Below are 17,559 nucleotides of genomic sequence, written 5' to 3'. Positions count from 1 at the left end.
TATATGTTTTCTATTTTACGAAAAAAGCCGCAACAATATTTTACTGAATCTCAGCAACAAGATATCGTTGCGGCAATACAAAGTGCCGAAAAAAATACCAGCGGAGAAATTCGCCTATTTATCGAAAGTCATTGTCGATTTGTAGATCCGATCGATCGCGCCAAAGAATTATTTGATGGATTAGAGATGGAGAAAACGCTACTGCGTAATGGTGTGCTTGTTTACATTGCTATAAAAGATAGACAATTGGCAGTCTATGGAGATGAAGGCATTCATCAAAAAGTAGGCGTTTCCTTTTGGGAAAAAGAAATAGCTTATCTATTAAGCCATTTCAAACAAGAAAATTATGTCGTAAGTATTATCAAAGTGATTATTGAAATCGGCGAAGTTCTGCATAGCCATTTCCCTTACGATCCCAATACTGACAAGAACGAATTGCCTGATGAGATAGTTTTTGGCAAATAAATAGTTCATTTCGATATTAAAATCCGGTTCTTTTGAAAAATAAAATATTGTATTTTTTCCGTCTATTGTTAGTGCTAACTTTCTTTTCAGTTAGCATATATAGTATTGCTCAGAAATTGCCCGACAGACCTAATCCACCAAGACTAGTCAATGATTTTGCGCATTTTCTTTCTGGTGATCAAGTAGCGTTATTAGAACAAAAATTGGATGCTTTAGATGACAGCACTTCTAATCAGATTGCCGTTGTTACCATTAATTCATTAGAAGGTTATCCAATAGAAGACTATGCAAATAAATTATTTAGAGCATGGGGTATTGGTAATAAAAAAACAAATAACGGCGTACTTATCATTGTATCCAAAGAAGATCGGCAGATGCGCATTGAAGTCGGATATGGACTTGAGGGGGCTATTCCAGACATTACAACTTCAGATATTATAGCACATGATCTTACACCTTATTTTAAACAAAACAATTACTACGTAGGCCTTGACAAAGCGGTAGATGATCTTAGTGCCGCTGCAGTGGGAGAATATCATGTAGCAAGACAAAGAAACGATGATTCAGATGGAGGAGGAGCTCTTATTTTTTTCATTATTTTAATTATTGTTATCATAATCATTATCAAAACTCGAGGAGGTGGCAATGGCGGTGGTGGTAGATATTATAGCCGACGAGGTTCAGATAATTTCCTTACAGGAATGATTTTAGGTAATTTACTTGGTGGCGGCAATAGCGGAGGCGGCTTCGGTGGAGGATCTTCTGGTGGTGGATTTGGAGGATTTGGTGGTGGATCTTCTGGTGGCGGTGGCGCTAGCGGAAGTTGGTAACAAATAAATCAACATTTAGTATGCAGATTAATTATAATGGCAAAAAATTCAAGCCCATTTCTAATACTGAAAATGGAGAAACGAGCGATGAAACAATATTTGAATATGTACAATCAGGCAATTTTCTTCACTCTAATTATAGTGGCGGTAAAATCAAAATTGGCCACTTAATAGCAACAGTGAGCGATACAGGAAGGATTGACATGGTGTATCATCACATCAATTTGGATGGAATGGTTATGACCGGCAAATATCAATCCGTCCCTGAAATCCTACCTAACGGGAAAATAAGATTACATGAGGCTTGGCAATGGACCAATGGAGATCAATCTTCTGGAAATTCAATTTTAGATGAAATCATCTAAATTAATAATTTTCAATTATAGCAATGAACCTCTTGACAACGCATATATATATGCATTGCAAAGATTAATAAAACTCAATTCTTGAATGAATTTGCTAGACATATACCGTTAGACTAATATTATCACAAAGCACAAATACTGAAACGACCTACCTAACTGATCCAATTTGTATAAATCAAAACCAAATAAGTTCGATTGAATTTCCCATTTTCTTAATTCTCAATTTAATATCAAAAAGCAAGTTTCTTAAAAAATATATAGATAACTGAGCTTTTTTTTATGGAATTACAATTAATTGCACATCTTTAGCAAATAATATTTAATTTTGGAACAATAAGATACTACTTCAGTATTATATCCAGACATGAGTGATTATCATAATATATTAGAAAAAAAGAGACGCGCAGAAAGGAAAAGCTATGTATTAATCAGGTCCATTAGAGATATCACTATGTCCGTGTTAATCTTATCAATGGCAATATTGATGCTTTTCGGAACAAAAATATCATTTACCCAAAAATTGGTGATCAGTATAGATCCGTTAATGCGATATATGTTTGGCGGGCTTTGTTTGATTTATGGTATATTTCGATTATATAGAGCAATAAAAAAAGATTATTAATTCAAATAGGAAATCTACCTTATGCAGGTATTTTACAATATAAAAAGTTCTTTTAAAAAAATCGTCTACATACTTGGTTTTGCATGTGTTACACTTGCCTCATCTTGTAAGGAAAAAGAAAAACCTACCGTCGATAACAGAGATTCGCCTTTAAAAGGAACGATTAAAATAAGTGTCGACGAAAGTTTCAAACCTGTAATCGAGCAGGAACTAGAGATGTACCATGTCACTTATCCCAATAGCAATATCATCGCAGAATATAAATCAGAAGCGGATTGCTTGAAAGATCTGGCTGGAGATAGTACACGTATAATCGTTATAGGTAGAGGGTTAGACACATCAGAAATCAGATATTATAAGGAGCAATTAGATTATGTTCCGAAATATCAAGTGGAAGCTTTTGATGCATTGACACTCATCACCAATGTACAATCGCACGATAGTGCCTTCACATTTGCACAATTGAAAAGTTTGCTAGAGGATAAAAAGCCAAGCAACAATATGGTAGTTGTCGATGGGGAGAATGCGACAAGTACGGTAACTTATCTTATGGACTCTATTCTGCATGGTAAAGAATTTGGTATAAATGTAAAAGGAGCAGGCAATAGTCCGGCTGTGTTGGACATAGTTGCCACCAATCCTAATGCGATAGGATTTGTTGGTTCTTCTTGGATTGGTAATTTTAAAGATCCTAAACAGGAAGCATATTTAAAAAAAATAAGACCAGCAATGATTGAATGTAAGATTTGTGGCAAAGGGGTATTTGCAAAACCAGCTCAAGCATCCATATCATCTATGCAATATCCGTTGTTTAGACCAGTATATGCAATAGTAAAAGAAAATTACTTAGGATTAGGTTCTGGCTTTTACAATTTTTTGAGTAGTGAAAGAGGTCAATTGATATTTAGCAGAGCATTATTAGTGCCTGCACAGATGGCTTTCAACATACAGAAAGTCAATTTAAAATAGTGCATACATACATATTTACAGATAATTAGTAAAACTAAAAACATGAAGAAACTCGTTTTAACTTTTTTTGCGCTAGCTTCCATTGCAGCATCTGTTTCAGCCCAGAAATTAGAGGATGGAATCAAAGCTTTGTATTATGAAAAGTATAAAACTGCCAAAAGTATTTTAGAAAAAAAAGGTGGCGGAGATAAAGCAAAAAAAGGAGATGAAATTTATTGGTATGGTCAGGCTTTAATCCAAGACCCAGGCGATCCTAGTGGGATAGAATCTGCAAAAAAATTGTATTCCGATGCATTAGCAAGAGGTGTCAATGATCCATATATCTTAGTTGGATTGGGAGAAATTGACATTTTGACAAATAATGATGTCGCTGCTGCAAAACAAAAATTTGAACAAGCGGCTACAAGTTCTAAAAATGATCCTGCGATTTTGGATGCAATTGGTAGAGCCAATGCAGCAGGCCCTAAAAGCTACGGCGATCCAACCTACGCTATCGAATTATTGAAAAAAGCGGCTGCAGCAGACGCTAAAAATCCTGATATCGATGTTAATCTTGCATTGAATTATTTAAAATTAGGTGGCACGAATGGAGGTCCCGCTGTTGAAGCATTGATGGACGCAACAACTCGTGATGAAAAATATGCAAAAGCATTTTACGAAATCGGTAAAATATATGGTGCACAACGCAACTATGATGCGATGAACGAATGGTTTGGTAAGGCATTACAAGCAGATGATGCGTATGGACCTACTTATTTCGGATGGTATCTTTCTGCAAAAAGATCAAAAGATATGGAAGGTGCTCAAGAATATTTGAAAAAATTTATTGAACGCACTGACAATGATTGCAATTCTCAATATTATTTAGCCGATTTGCAATTCCAATCTAAAAAATATGATGAGGCATTAGCATCTGCCCAAGCAATGAGTACTGGAGAATGTAGCACATTTCCATTTAGCAATTTATTGTTGGCAAAAGTGTATGAGGCAAAATCTGATAATGCAAATGCACAAACAGCCATTTCCAAATATTTCGCAGCAGTGCCTGCATCTTCTGTAAGTGGTGAAGACTATGCCCTAGCTGGTAAAATCTACAAAGGAACTCCAGATTCATCTGTTGTATTCTATGCAAAAGCATTTGAAAAAGATACCTCTATCTATGACAAAGTTGATCATGCAGATACTTTGATCAATTCATTTACCCGTTTGGAAAAACCAGTCGAAAAGTACAAATGGACTAAAAAGAGATTTTATCTTATTCCAGCGAAATATATCAATAATCTAGAATTATACAACCTTGGTGAAGCCGCTAGAATCGCAGCTCCACTTACTAAAGAGCCTGCTGATTTTGCATTAGCAGATAGCGCATTTAAAGAGTATAAAACGAAGTATCCAAATGAAGTTTATGGCTATGCTGGTCGCGCCGCAAATGCAATGGCCGCAGACACTACATACAAACAAGCCTTAGAACCCGTATCTGAGTATATTACTTTTTTGGAAAAAGACAAAGCAACAAACAAAGACAAGTTAGTATATTACTATGATGTTTTAGGTCAATACTATGCTAATACAGCAAATGACTATGATGCCGCTGAAAAAGAATTCAAAAGTGTATTAGAATTGGATCCAACTAACGATAGAGCAACTAAAATCTTAGCTCAATTGGAAAAGATTAAAGCAAGTAAAGCGGAAGCATCACAAGCTACTGAAACACAAGATTCTACTACTACGACAACTACAACAACTAGTTCGTCTAATTAATCGTAGAAGTATTAACTTTACAGCAAGAAATACAATTATGTATTTCTTGCTTTTTTATTTCTGGAAAGATGCCAGAGCGGTCGAATGGGACGGTCTCGAAAATCGTTGTACGGGCAACTGTACCCAGGGTTCGAATCCCTGTCTTTCCGCATAACAGCAATCAAAATTGATTGCTGTTTTTATTTTAAATGATGATCCGAGCTATAAATTAGATAAATTATCTAAAAATAAACAGATAAAACAATAACTAAACAACTAAATAGCCATGTCAATAGATATTTATTTCAAACATCAAAATAAATGATAGCAATTTTAAACTAGTAAAACTTCTTTATGTCTAAGAGGAGGAAAAATAAGTAAAACAACCATATTGTATTTAATTTAATCTCTCACACTTACTGAAATAAGAGTGCAGGGATTTTTTTGTAATTAATTGATTACCAATTAGTTATGTTAACAATTTAGTAATCTTTTCACAATATAGAGTTAACATAGTTATTTAAATAATGCAGTTGCTTTGCAATTGCATATATTTTTTAATTATAAATATTGATTTGTGAAAAAGTGCTTATGTATAATATTCTTGTTATTTGCGATCAAGAGTATTAATGCCCAAAAACTCAAACTGATAGGGAAAGTGATTGACGCGGAAAGCAAATTTCCTATTATTGGAGTAGACATCAAAGTAAATAATGGAAATGGGAAAACAGCTACAGACTCCATAGGAGAATTTTCTGTAGCGATTGACAAAGGAAATACACTCACTGCGAGTATCCTTGGCTATAAAAATAAAACAGTTGCGATACAGCAAGACACAGTTACTATATTTTTGCAACAAGATCCCAAACAGTTAACAGACGTAGTAGTGACGGCACTTGGCATCAGTCGTCAAACAAGGGCATTAGGCTACTCAGTTCAAAGCTTATCCAATAAACAGTTTGCAACCAATCCAGCGCCCAACTTAGTCAATGACTTGTCAGGCAAAGTCGCTGGTGTACAGATTACTAATGGAGGTGCAGGAGTAGGCTCTACTTCTCGTATCGTAATTAGAGGAGAGACTTCACTATCTGGAACCAATCAACCCTTGTTTGTTGTTGATGGTGTGCCTATCAATAATGAAACTTATTTCAATGACGCCATTGAAGGGGATGCCAATCAAGGAACATGGGCTGAAACAGACTGGGGAAATGGTGCTGCGGACATCAACCCAAATGACATTGCGTCTATTTCGGTATTAAAAGGTGGTGCTGCTGCTGCATTATATGGATCAAGAGCCGCAAATGGCGCAATCGTCTTAACTACAAAAAAAGGTAGCAAACATAATGGAGAAGTTGGTGTAACTATAACAACAGGTACCACATTTGAAAATCCACTGCGTCTTCCAAAAATCCAAGGGGAGTATGGCGCTGGCAATGGTACTGCTGACTATCACTATACTAATGGTACCAACTCTTATGAAAACAACATTGGAAACTTCGGACATAAATTTGACGGTTCTTACAAAGTTGTACAATTTAATAGTCCAGTAGCTGGTACTCCTTATGAGGCTGGCGACGTAGTTGCATTAAAAGCAGCAGGTATCGATCCTTCTACAGCTACCCCAACTTTATGGGAAGCACATCCAGATAACTTCAAAAATTTCTTACAAACTGGTATTACAAATACGAATAACGTATCTATTAGCAATGCTACAGACAAGGGAAGCTATAATTTTTCCTTCGGCAATATGGTAAATAAAGGTTTATTACCTAATAGTGACTATAACAGATATTCGCTTGCTTTCCGAGCTGAAAATCATTTAACAGACAAATTAACATTAAATGTATTTTTAAACTATATCAATACATTTAGCCATGAGCGTCCTAATATTGGTTATGGTTCTGAAAGTGTGATGTATTCTTTCTTTGGTGTAGATGGTATGCCTGTAAACGTTGATCTAAATGCATTAAAAAATAAAAGATGGCAGTACGGTCAAGACAATAGAACACAATTTAACTATTGGGCCAACCATGATAATCCTTATGTGACTATGTATGAAAATACCAATAGTTTCAAGAAAAATAGATTTTTGGGAAATGCATCTTTGAACTATGCCTTTAATCCACATTGGAATTTAATGGTAAGAACTGGTTCGGATTTTTATCAAGACAATAGAGAAGGCAAGCGTGCTTTCGGGACGTTACGTTTTCCAAGTGGTGGATTTAGAACAGACGATATCACTTATTTTGAGAACAACACGGACTTCTTAGTTACTTATAATAACAATACAGCCAATAAAGATTTTGAATATAAAATTTCCGCCGGCGCAAATAGATTCATGCAAAACATTACCTACAGTAGAAATGTTGCAAATAGTTTGATTGTTCCAGATTTGTATAACTTCTCTAATGCGTCTACTTATTTAACACCAGAATTGGTAAAGCAAAATAAAGAGATATATAGTGCTTATGCATTTGCAAATTTGAGCTATAAACGACTATTGTATTTAGATGTAACAGCACGAAATGACTGGTCAAGCACATTGCCAATTGATCACAATACCTATTTCTACCCTTCTGCATCACTTAGTGCAATTATCTCTAATATGGTTCACTTGCCATCTGCAATATCTTATTTGAAATTAAGAGGATCTGTAGCTCAGTCAGGAATGGATGCAACGCCATATTCTATTATGAATACGTATACAACAAACAATCCATTTGACGGAAGTCCCTTGACTACTGCAAATAGTATTTTAGCCAATAACAACCTAAAGGCCGCTAAAACGACTACAACAGAATTTGGATTTGAATCTCATTTTTTCGGAAACTTATTCGGAATTGATTTCACCTACTATAATAATAATACAGTTAATGATATCATTCAATTACCGGTACCTGCATCCTCTGGATACTCCAATGCTTATGTAAATGGTGGCAAAATAAATAACCGTGGTATCGAAATATTATTAACAGCAAATCCTATTCGTACAGAAAATGGTTTAAACTGGACGACAAGTTTCAACTTTAGCCATAACGTAGGTTACGTTCGTTCTTTACCAGATGGAATCACTACTTATAAATACTTAGATATTACACAGTATGATAGAACGCAACGCTCAATACAATACAATGCAGTTGTAGGAGAAAGACTTGGTAATATGTATGGCCGTGTATTTGAAAGAGATGCAAATGGAAAAATTATTTATAGTAATGGTTTACCAACATACACAGGAGAAGATAATAGAAAACTACTAGGGAACTATCATCCAGACTTTATATTAGGTTGGAACAATGATTTCACACTAAAAAATTGGGATTTAGGCTTTACTTGGGATTTACATAAAGGTGGTAAATATTATTCTTATACTGAGTTAGGTTTATATAATGATGGTCTAGGTAAAAATACTTTAGCTGGTCGTGAGACTGGTATCATAGGAGATGGTGTCAATGCAGATGGTACAGCAAACACTACGAGCGTTTCTGCTGCCACTTGGTACCAATCTGGATACTATAACGCAAACATTGCAGAACCATTTATGTATAATCTTACTTATTTAAAACTAAGAGAAGTTAATTTAGGTTATAATTTCAACCATGTGTTCGGACCTAGTTCTAATGCAGGTTTAAAAGTTGCCTTTATTGCGAGAAACGTACTATTATTTACACAAAATAAAGACGTAGATCCAGAAACATTAGCATTAAGAGGTTCTCAAGTAATGCCAGGTGTAGAATTTTTAAGCGTACCATCCTCTAGAAGTATTGGTTTCTCAGCTACACTACATTTTTAATACAAATCGCCATAACACTAATAGTAATGAAAATTAAATATAGAAAAAATATATTTCCAATTGCAATAGCAGTACTCACAAGTAGCTTAACTGCTTGTAATAAGGAATTTGAAAAAACAAATACAAATCCAAATAACATTGAGGTAACGGATGCAAAAACCTTATTTTCGAATGTTATAGTTAGTGAATTTTATAACAACGCAAGTAATGCATGGTCGCTAGGAAACGCCTATAGTCAATATATTACCAATAGTTATTCCTACTATAACCAACCATTAAGATATCAAGCAGAATCCAATTCTACATTTTGGGACCAACTATATTATTCTGCAAGAGATGCAAATATTTTGTATAGTGCAACAACTAATCCCGCAGTCGAAGCCGCTGCATTAACTTTACGTTCCTACGCATTTGCACAACTAACAGAAATCTGGGGAAATATTCCATTTAAAAATGCCTTAAATGGTTCACAAGCAGAATTCACATCTACATTTGATACGCAAGAAACAGTTTATACAGATAATGATAGAGGAATATTACCTTGTTTGAAAAGAGCGGATAGTTTATTTTCCTTGGCTACCACCGCCGATTTTAATAGTACTGAATTTGCTGGAGGAGATCTTCTTTTCAGTGGAAATAGCACAAAATGGAGAGGCTTTGTCAATGCTTTAAGATTAAGATATTTAATGCGAGTGTCAGCTAAAATAGATGTAAGTTCAGAGATGCAAACTATTGCATCTAACACAGCTACATTGATACAAGATGCTAATTCAGGAGCAATCTTAACGTTACCGAGCACCACTCCATATAATTTTCCAAGTACGACAGCCAGATCAGGGGATTATACGATCATTTTTATGAATGATTTATTGTATAATACATTCAAGAACACAGGTGATGCAAATAGAATGGGCGCATATTTTGCAGCGAATAGTAACAATAGTACAGCAACAACATTCGATTTCAACTATTATGGAGGTATGCCTATGGTAACTGATGCTACAACAGCGCAAGCAAGCTCAGCATCACTATTTAACGCAAATTTCAATAGTTCATATAGTACTTATGCAGGAGGAGCCACATCCAACAGCAATGTAATTAGAGCTAAAATCATTAGCTATTCTGAGCAAGAATTTATCTTAGCTGAAGCTGCATTAAAAGGCTTAATATCAGGAACTGCATCAACCTACTATAATGCGGGAGTACTAGGCGCATATACAGAATTAGCGCTTTCTGGAGGAAGTAATTATTTAGCTAATGCCAATGTAACGCTAAGTTCTAATTCAGCTACAGCACTAAATCAAATCATCACTCAAAAATGGTTGAATAACTTAGGTAATAGTTTTGAAGGTTGGATTGAATATAGGAGAACAGGCTATCCAATTTTTAGTACAGGAGGAAGCGCTAATTTGGATAATGGAAAAATTCCTTATAGATTTTTATATCCTGATGATGAGCGCACTATTAATTCAACAAACTATAATACAGCAGTCCAATTAATGGGAGGTACAGATGATACCAACTATAAAGGATGGTGGGATAATTAACCAAAAATCTAAATGAATCATATTACATTTTACAAGCATAAAAATAACTTAAAGTACTTTCAAGGATTACTTAACAAAATAAATGCAGCTAATAACGATCATTTATTGGAAGAATTACAGGAAATTGAAAATTCCTACAACCAATATATTCAAACAATGGAATCCTTGAAAGATCTTATAAGGCAATATGATCTTTGTTGCAAACAATGGAAAAAGGATTATAGTCTCGTACAAAAATCTATACGACAACAAGAAAAATAAATTACATAATAAAGCCTCCAATAATATTGGAGGCTTTATTATGTAATTTCATATCAATAAATAATTCGCGAACATAAAAAAGCCTCCGAATATCGGAGGCTTTGTGCCCAGAACAGGAATCGAACCTGCACATCCTTGCGAATACCAGATTTTGAGTCTAGCGCGTCTACCAATTCCGCCATCTGGGCTCTTACTCTGTGTTTCGAGTGGGTTGCAAAAGTAGAAGATAATTTTTATATTTCAAAATAAAAATTAAATTATTATTTGCAACAGCTCTTTTTATGTACAAAAAGCTTTTTTAAAATATTTCCTATAATATGTAAAGCTTTCATTGCTATGATTTTTTCAAAGGTATTTATTAATTCAGACTTTTTTCTTTAATTTACATATTGTTAGCTTTTGGCATTTTTGTATATAAAAATATTGATTATCAAAAGTTTTAATCATTTTTGCGTATATCATTTAACCATAATATGACAGAATTTATATATCAACAATTCACTTCTAATAAGAAAAATGGGAAAAAATCTTTTGCTGTTTTAGTCGATCCTGACAAACTAGAGGATGAACATGCTATTAAAAGATTGGTACTTTTGGCCGAATCTGCACAAGTTGACTATTTTTTCGTTGGAGGAAGCCTTATGGTTAATGATGTATTAGAAGATTCTGTAGTCAAATTAAAAAGCTATACGCAAATCCCTGTCGTTTTATTCCCTGGATCTCCAGCACAAGTATGCAAATTTGCAGATGCACTCTTGTATTTATCTTTAATATCTGGGCGCAATCCAGAGTTATTAATAGGCCAGCACGTTGTAAGTGCCCCTTTAGTAAAAAAATCAGGCTTAGAAATTATCCCAACTGGATACTTGGTAATAGATGGAGGTAAACCAACCGCAGTATCTTATATTTCTAATGCAACGCCTATCCCCAATGACAAAAACGATATAGCCATGTGCACTGCAATGGCTGGAGAGATGTTGGGATTAAAGGTGATCTATATGGACGCAGGTAGTGGTGCTCAATTTTCGATATCCTCTTCTATGATTAAGAAAGTTGCTCATAATATCGAGATCCCACTGATTGTCGGTGGAGGGATTAGAGATAGTCAAGCTGCAGAAGCTGCTTGTAAAGCGGGTGCAGATATAATTGTGGTGGGTAATGCAATTGAAAAGAATCCTGAGTTGATCGCTTCTATAGCAAATGCTGTACATAAATGTTCCGCAAAAGAATTAAGTTAATCATTATAATTACTCAATCTCATGCGGAACATTTATAGAAAATAATTAGACGATTCTTGTTTATTTATTTTACCAAGTTTTCGTAAGCCGCAGCATCCATCAATCCATCAAGGTCTGCAGGATTGCTCAATGTAACTTTTACCATCCAGCCATTGCCATAAGGATCTGAATTCACTAATTCTGGTTCATTTTCCAATGCACTATTCACTTCTACAATTGTTGCAGCTACTGGTAAAAACAAATCACTTACTGTTTTAACGGCTTCTACAGTACCGAAAGTTTCATCCGCAGCCAAAGTCTGACCTACGGTAGTTATATCTACGTAAACAATATCACCCAATTCGCCTTGTGCAAATTCTGTAATACCGATTAACGCGGTGTTGCCATCAACTATTTTGATCCACTCATGATCCTTTGTATACTTTAGTTCTGCTGGAAATGTCATAAAAATAAATTTGCCACAAACCTAAATAAAAATTTAAAATTTCACCACTTATTACTCAAATCTATTTCTCTTACCGCAAAAAATATCCATTCTGCCGTTTTTCACTTTTTAGGCATTTTATTTGAAATTTCTTCTACATAACTTTACTCTTCAAATATTAAAAATTGAAATTTATGAAAAAGTACATACTCCTTGCAGCTATCGCATTTACTGTTGGATTATCAAGTCAAAGCTTTGCACAAACAAGTAAAAAAGCTGATGGAAAACAAAAATTAGCTCAAGAGCTTTCTCTTACTGCCGATCAACAAACAAAATTTGACGCATTAAGTAAAACATACAAGAGTAAAGAAAAAGCCATCAAGGCAGATAATTCCTTAAGTGCTGATGCCAAAAAAACACAGTTAAAAGATTTGCACAAACAATTGAAAACAGATCGTGAAAAAGTTTTAACTCCCGATCAAGTTGCTAAGTGGAAAACATTGAAACATAAAGGCAAACACGGTAAATCAAATAAAGAAACAAATACAGCTCCAACAACAGCTGAATAAATTCTCATTTAAACCCATTAATTTTTTATTATGAAAAAAATCAAAGTATTATTAAGTGCTGCTTTATTATTTATGGCAGTTGCCTCTCAAGCACAAAGAGGACAAATGAGTCCAGAAAAAATGGCAGAATTTAAAACAAAGTATAAAACAACTTTACAAGATTCTCTCAAAATCGCAGAACCTATTGCCGATTCCATCGCTAATATTGATTTTGCTTATCAGGCTTCTACTCGCGAACTATTTCAAAATCAAGATCTTAGCCGTGAAGATAAAATGGCAAAGATGAAAGAATTGAAGGAAACAAAAGACAATACAATAAAAGGATTATTACCTGATGCCACTTATGAAAAATATCTTTCAATGGAAAAAAATCGAATGAAAGCTAGATTTGGACAAGGTCAAATGCGTCGTAGACAACAAGATGATAGTAATGATTAATCGAATCTTTTAGTAAATCTAAAAAATGCCGTTTCTTTGTAATAGAAACGGCATCTTTTATTTTATCAATTTTGTAATATGAATTTTAAATCTATTTCCATCTTAGCATTGTTAATAATTTTATTGGGAAATTTTTCCACTATTCAAGCGCAAAGCAAGAAAGAGAAAAAAGCGCAAGAAGAGTTAGAAAAGCAAATGTTTAATTATAAAAATGCGTATAAAAAATTGATGCAGGATTCACTTGGAGTTTCCTCTGCTATTGCAGACTCTGCAGCAAATATACAAATTGAAACAGCTAAAAAAATAAGCGAAATTACTAAGAATAAAAAACTAGAGCAAGACGATAAAGACGTCCAAACAGGAATGCTTCAAGAAGCGCGAGATAATAAATTAAAATTAGTATTACCTCGAGAAGCTTTTGACAAACTGATAGCCATGGAACGTCGCTGGAAACAAGAAAGTGAAGCAAATGAAAAAGCTCGTAAAGATGCGCAAAATAGTCAACCGATGAATAACGGCTATGGAAGAGGTGGCTATGGTGGAGGATATGGTGGTTATGGCGGATATGGAAGATATTAATAGAAAACCGAGTTCAATTTAAAATTTCTTTTGTATTAAATAATAAATCTGCCAATTCTTGATATTGATGAAGTTCTAGCACAATTAGAGAATATCAAGAATTGGCATATAACGGCTATAATATTATTTTATTAAAAAATTACCCACTTCATCTCACTTACCACTCAGTTAAAAAGATCAGTTCTCTATATAAATTGCTATTCTGAACGCAATCTCTACATAAATATATTTAGATTCATTTATTTGTTAAGCAAAACTTAACAAATAAAATGCCTACCAGTGCTCTGGCGTAGCCTCTGCCATATCTTGTTTGTATCTATCAGGATATAAATTCTTACCATCGATCAAGGCTCCTGTATTTAGAGAAGGATAAATATCTTCAAAAGAGCGCATTTCATTCATAAATACACGTCTATAAATATGATGACGAGTCAGTTCATTGTAGTGTTTCATACCACCAGCACCCACAAGTTCCATAAAATTCTTTACGGTAAATTGATGATAATTGGCCACGCGTTGTTTTTTATCGCCCACATCCAATCCCACCGTAAGATTGGGATCTTGCGTAGCAACACCAGTAGGACATTTATTAGTATTACATAACAAGGCTTGAATACAACCCAAAGCCATCATCATCGCTCTTGCAGAGTTACAACCATCTGCACCAAGCGAAATAACACGCGCAATATGAAAACCACTCAATACCTTACCAGAGGCAAATACTTTAATATGTTTTTTGATATCAAAACCATGCAACATATTTACTACAAATGCCAATGCGTCCAATAAAGGAACACCTACATAATTAGAAAATTCTTGTGGAGCTGCCCCCGTCCCACCTTCAGCACCATCTACGGTGATAAAATCTGGATAAATATCTAACGCTCTCATTGCTTCACAGATGGCAATAAATTCACTTTTACGACCGATACACAATTTAAAACCTACGGGCTTACCACCAGATAATTCGCGTAATTTTTGAATAAAAAGTATAAGTCCTTTTGGTGAATTAAATGCCGTATGATAAGGCGGGGACATTACCGTAGTATGAGGCGTCACGTGTCTTATTTGTGCAATTTCTTCTGTATTTTTTGCAGCGGGCAAAATACCACCATGTCCAGGTTTGGCTCCTTGAGAAAGTTTTAATTCGATCATTTTGACTTGAGCGTATGCTGCTTTTTCTTGGAATTTTTCATCCGAAAAATTCCCATCTTGATCTCTACATCCAAAATATCCAGTCCCTATTTGCCAAATTAGATCTCCGCCTTGTTTCAAATGATAGGAACTAATACCACCCTCTCCAGTATTATGTGCGAAATTTCCAATCTTAGCACCACCGTTTAAAGCTTCCACAGCATTGGAACTTAACGCTCCGTAACTCATTGCGGAGACATTCATAATACTAGAAGAATATGGTTGCGTACAATCTTTGTTTCCCACTATAACACGAGGATCAGAATCCAAAGTATGAAAATCTGTTGGCATCAAAGAATGACTTATCCACTCATAGCCTTCAGCATATACGTCCAATTGCGTACCGAAAGGCATTGAATCCGTTTGCATTTTGGCTCTTTGATATATCGTTGAACGATCAATTCTATTGATCGGTTTGCCATCAGTATCAGACTCGACAAAGTATTGGTATATTTTAGGACGTAAATCCTCCATAAAATATCGAAGCCTACCAAATATGGGAAACGTACGCATGATAGAATGCTTCGTTTGCATCATATCATAAATACCCAAAATGATTAATGCTATATCAATCACAAAGAAAGTCCACCACACGCGACTCTCATAGTAGAACAATAGAAATAGGATTATAGGGCTAAGTATCGCAAAAATTATAAACTGCTTACGCATAACATCTTATCTTTAGAATAATCGGCAAAAATAGGATTTTTAATATGTATTCATACTATTTTAAAATCTTGATTTAGCTATTTATATATTATAATTTTCTTATATAAATTACTTTTTTTTCATTTTTACTCAAAATCAAATTCACCAGCTCCTTGACGGATAATTTCGTATGGATCTTTGGTACAATCTACCACCGTTGAAGGAATCATTCCGCCAATTCCTCCGTCCACAACTATGTCTACTAAATTCTTAAAATTTTCATAAATCAATTCTGGATCAGTATACTCTTCCACCATATCTCCTGGTAAAGAAGATGAAAGTATCGGATGTCCCAAATCTTTTACGATTGTCTGAGCAATATTATTATCAGGAATACGCAAACCAATTGTATTCTTCTTACTCTGCAACATCTTTGGAACTTCCTTACTGGCTTGTAAAATAAACGTGTATGGGCCAGGTAAATAATCTTTCAACATTCTAAATAATGGCGTAGAAATGCTTTTAGTATATTTACTCAAATCACTCAATGAATCACAGATAAAACTCAGATGAATTTTGTCTACGGGAGTTTGCTTGATCCGCGCTACACGCTCTATTGCTTTATGTTGTAGTATATCACAACCGATACCATAAATTGTATCCGTGGGGTAAATGATGACTCCACCATCCAAAAGACATTCAACTATAGTCTTTATATTTCGAGGATTAGGATTATCTGGATGGGTATGTAAAATCATTATATTTTTTTAGTAATTTAATCAAACGCCGTACCGAAGAAAAATTGCAAAAGATGAGTAATCAATCTGATTTTAAAAGTATAAACTATTCCTTACAATCATCAAATAATATTTATTGGAGTCAGAATAACTACAGATAAAATGAAAAAACTATGAATAATAAATAGTTTTTATCTAAATTGAACTATTATGAATATTTATTTTATTGGACTTGGCGCACTCGGAAGTCTTTATGCATCAAAGATTTACGATTATAACCCTTCTTTTGTAAAAATAATTACGGATGAACGCAGAAAAGAAAAATTAGAAAAAGAGGGATTTTACGTCAATCAAAAATCCTACAATTTTGAATATATCTTACCCAAAGATGCAGCAAATGTGCCGAAGGCAGATATATTATTCGTCTGTGTAAAATACTTACAATTAGAAAATAGTATTCCTTTATTTCAAGATTTTATAGGAGAAAAAACAAAGGTAATTTCCATTTTAAATGGCATTTCTTCTGAAAAAATAATTGGAGAAAAAATTGGGATGGAGCATATGCTATATGCGTATGGCGTAGGGATGGATGCATTTCGAGAAGGAAATAAAGTACGCTTTTCTCAGGAAGGGACTCTAGTATTTGGAGAGAAAACTAACGACGAAATACCGGCATCTATTGCAACATTTGTAACGCTTTTGCAAAAAGCAAATATTCAATTTAAAATTCCCGAAGATATGGAACATGCTCTTTGGAAAAAATTCATTTTGAATATTGCAGCCAATCAAATATCCGCGACACTAAGACTTAACTATGGAAATATTAAGCACAATGAATTTGCACAGAAACTCATGCGTATGGCTGCAGCAGAGGTAATTGACATAGCGAATAAGAAAGAAATTCATTTCGACAAAGCTGACGAATTAGAGCATTTAATCGACAATATTCAAAAACTAGCAGATGAAAATACAACTTCGATGTGTCAAGATATCCTAGCGCATCGATATACAGAAGTGGATATGTTTGCGGGTGAAGTCATTAGACAAGGAATTGAAAATAATATTCCAACACCTGTAAATGAACTATTATATTTGGAAATCAAAGCGATAGAAAAAACGTTCTAGCCAATGGACTAGAACGTT

16 protein-coding genes and 2 tRNA genes are annotated in these 17,559 nt (G+C 34.4%); 14 read left to right on the top strand and 4 right to left on the bottom strand.

Annotated features, from left to right (window positions below):
* The first annotated feature begins 3 nt into the window (after positions 1-3).
* The 9 genes from E0W69_RS18930 (at position 4) to E0W69_RS18890 (ending at position 10,589) form a co-directional block, all read left to right on the top strand.
* The gene (locus tag E0W69_RS18930) at positions 4-465 is read left to right on the top strand and encodes a TPM domain-containing protein (RefSeq protein WP_131331626.1); all 462 of its coding nucleotides are present in this window, start codon (positions 4-6) and stop codon (positions 463-465) included.
* Between the two features lie 32 nt (positions 466-497).
* Positions 498-1,295 (top strand): TPM domain-containing protein, encoded by a 798-nt coding sequence (locus tag E0W69_RS18925; RefSeq protein ID WP_225321318.1) that lies wholly within the window; start codon positions 498-500, stop codon positions 1,293-1,295.
* Between the two features lie 20 nt (positions 1,296-1,315).
* Positions 1,316-1,660: a n-acetylglutamate synthase gene (locus E0W69_RS18920; RefSeq protein WP_131331625.1), complete on the top strand. Its 345-nt coding sequence runs from the start codon at positions 1,316-1,318 to the stop codon at positions 1,658-1,660.
* A 643-nt stretch (positions 1,661-2,303) separates the two neighbouring features.
* Positions 2,304-3,251, top strand: a complete 948-nt coding sequence (locus tag E0W69_RS18915) for a PstS family phosphate ABC transporter substrate-binding protein (protein ID WP_131331624.1) — start codon at positions 2,304-2,306, stop codon at positions 3,249-3,251.
* 42 nt (positions 3,252-3,293) lie between these two features.
* A complete protein-coding gene (locus tag E0W69_RS18910) occupies positions 3,294-5,012 on the top strand; it encodes a tetratricopeptide repeat protein (RefSeq protein WP_131331623.1) in 1,719 nt (572 codons plus the stop codon).
* A gap of 62 nt (positions 5,013-5,074) precedes the next feature.
* Positions 5,075-5,161 (top strand) — tRNA-Ser (locus E0W69_RS18905).
* A gap of 407 nt (positions 5,162-5,568) precedes the next feature.
* Positions 5,569-8,781, top strand: a complete 3,213-nt coding sequence (locus tag E0W69_RS18900) for a SusC/RagA family TonB-linked outer membrane protein (protein WP_131331622.1) — start codon at positions 5,569-5,571, stop codon at positions 8,779-8,781.
* A 26-nt stretch (positions 8,782-8,807) separates the two neighbouring features.
* On the top strand, positions 8,808-10,328 hold the full coding sequence (locus E0W69_RS18895) for a SusD/RagB family nutrient-binding outer membrane lipoprotein (RefSeq protein ID WP_131331621.1): 1,521 nt from the start codon (positions 8,808-8,810) through the stop codon (positions 10,326-10,328).
* Positions 10,329-10,340: 12 nt separating this feature from the next.
* Complete coding sequence (locus E0W69_RS18890) at positions 10,341-10,589, top strand: hypothetical protein (RefSeq protein ID WP_131331620.1); 249 nt, start codon at positions 10,341-10,343, stop codon at positions 10,587-10,589.
* A 104-nt stretch (positions 10,590-10,693) separates the two neighbouring features.
* Here the strand turns inward: E0W69_RS18890 and E0W69_RS18885 are convergent.
* A tRNA-Leu gene (locus tag E0W69_RS18885) sits at positions 10,694-10,777 on the bottom strand.
* A gap of 285 nt (positions 10,778-11,062) precedes the next feature.
* Here E0W69_RS18885 and E0W69_RS18880 point away from each other — a divergent pair.
* Entirely contained in the window at positions 11,063-11,827 is a 765-nt protein-coding gene (locus E0W69_RS18880) for a phosphoglycerol geranylgeranyltransferase (RefSeq protein WP_131331619.1), read from the top strand.
* Positions 11,828-11,891: 64 nt separating this feature from the next.
* Here E0W69_RS18880 and gcvH read toward each other — a convergent pair whose 3' ends face one another.
* The gene (gcvH, locus tag E0W69_RS18875) at positions 11,892-12,272 is read right to left on the bottom strand and encodes a glycine cleavage system protein GcvH (RefSeq protein ID WP_131331618.1); all 381 of its coding nucleotides are present in this window, start codon (positions 12,270-12,272) and stop codon (positions 11,892-11,894) included.
* 173 nt (positions 12,273-12,445) lie between these two features.
* Between gcvH and E0W69_RS18870 the strand changes: the two genes are divergently transcribed.
* The 3 genes from E0W69_RS18870 to E0W69_RS18860 all read left to right on the top strand — a co-directional run bounded on the left by E0W69_RS18870 (position 12,446) and on the right by E0W69_RS18860 (position 13,837).
* On the top strand, positions 12,446-12,820 hold the full coding sequence (locus E0W69_RS18870) for a hypothetical protein (RefSeq protein ID WP_131331617.1): 375 nt from the start codon (positions 12,446-12,448) through the stop codon (positions 12,818-12,820).
* Positions 12,821-12,850: 30 nt separating this feature from the next.
* Positions 12,851-13,258 carry a hypothetical protein gene (locus tag E0W69_RS18865; RefSeq protein WP_131331616.1) on the top strand — a complete coding sequence of 136 codons (408 nt, stop codon included), beginning with the start codon at positions 12,851-12,853 and terminating at the stop codon, positions 13,256-13,258.
* Between the two features lie 78 nt (positions 13,259-13,336).
* On the top strand, positions 13,337-13,837 hold the full coding sequence (locus E0W69_RS18860) for a hypothetical protein (RefSeq protein ID WP_131331615.1): 501 nt from the start codon (positions 13,337-13,339) through the stop codon (positions 13,835-13,837).
* 273 nt (positions 13,838-14,110) lie between these two features.
* Here the strand turns inward: E0W69_RS18860 and E0W69_RS18855 are convergent, their stop codons facing one another.
* Together E0W69_RS18855 and E0W69_RS18850 are read right to left on the bottom strand one after the other, a co-directional pair.
* The gene (locus tag E0W69_RS18855) at positions 14,111-15,700 is read right to left on the bottom strand and encodes an FMN-binding glutamate synthase family protein (RefSeq protein WP_131331614.1); all 1,590 of its coding nucleotides are present in this window, start codon (positions 15,698-15,700) and stop codon (positions 14,111-14,113) included.
* Between the two features lie 125 nt (positions 15,701-15,825).
* A complete protein-coding gene (locus tag E0W69_RS18850) occupies positions 15,826-16,437 on the bottom strand; it encodes an L-threonylcarbamoyladenylate synthase (protein WP_131331613.1) in 612 nt (203 codons plus the stop codon).
* A 189-nt stretch (positions 16,438-16,626) separates the two neighbouring features.
* Between E0W69_RS18850 and E0W69_RS18845 the strand changes: the two genes are divergently transcribed.
* Entirely contained in the window at positions 16,627-17,541 is a 915-nt protein-coding gene (locus tag E0W69_RS18845; protein ID WP_131331612.1) for a ketopantoate reductase family protein, read from the top strand.
* Positions 17,542-17,559 lie beyond the last annotated feature (18 nt).

The sequence above is a fragment of the Rhizosphaericola mali genome (assembly GCF_004337365.2).
Classification (GTDB): domain Bacteria; phylum Bacteroidota; class Bacteroidia; order Chitinophagales; family Chitinophagaceae; genus Rhizosphaericola; species Rhizosphaericola mali.
This window is presented reverse-complemented; position numbering and strand designations above follow the sequence as displayed.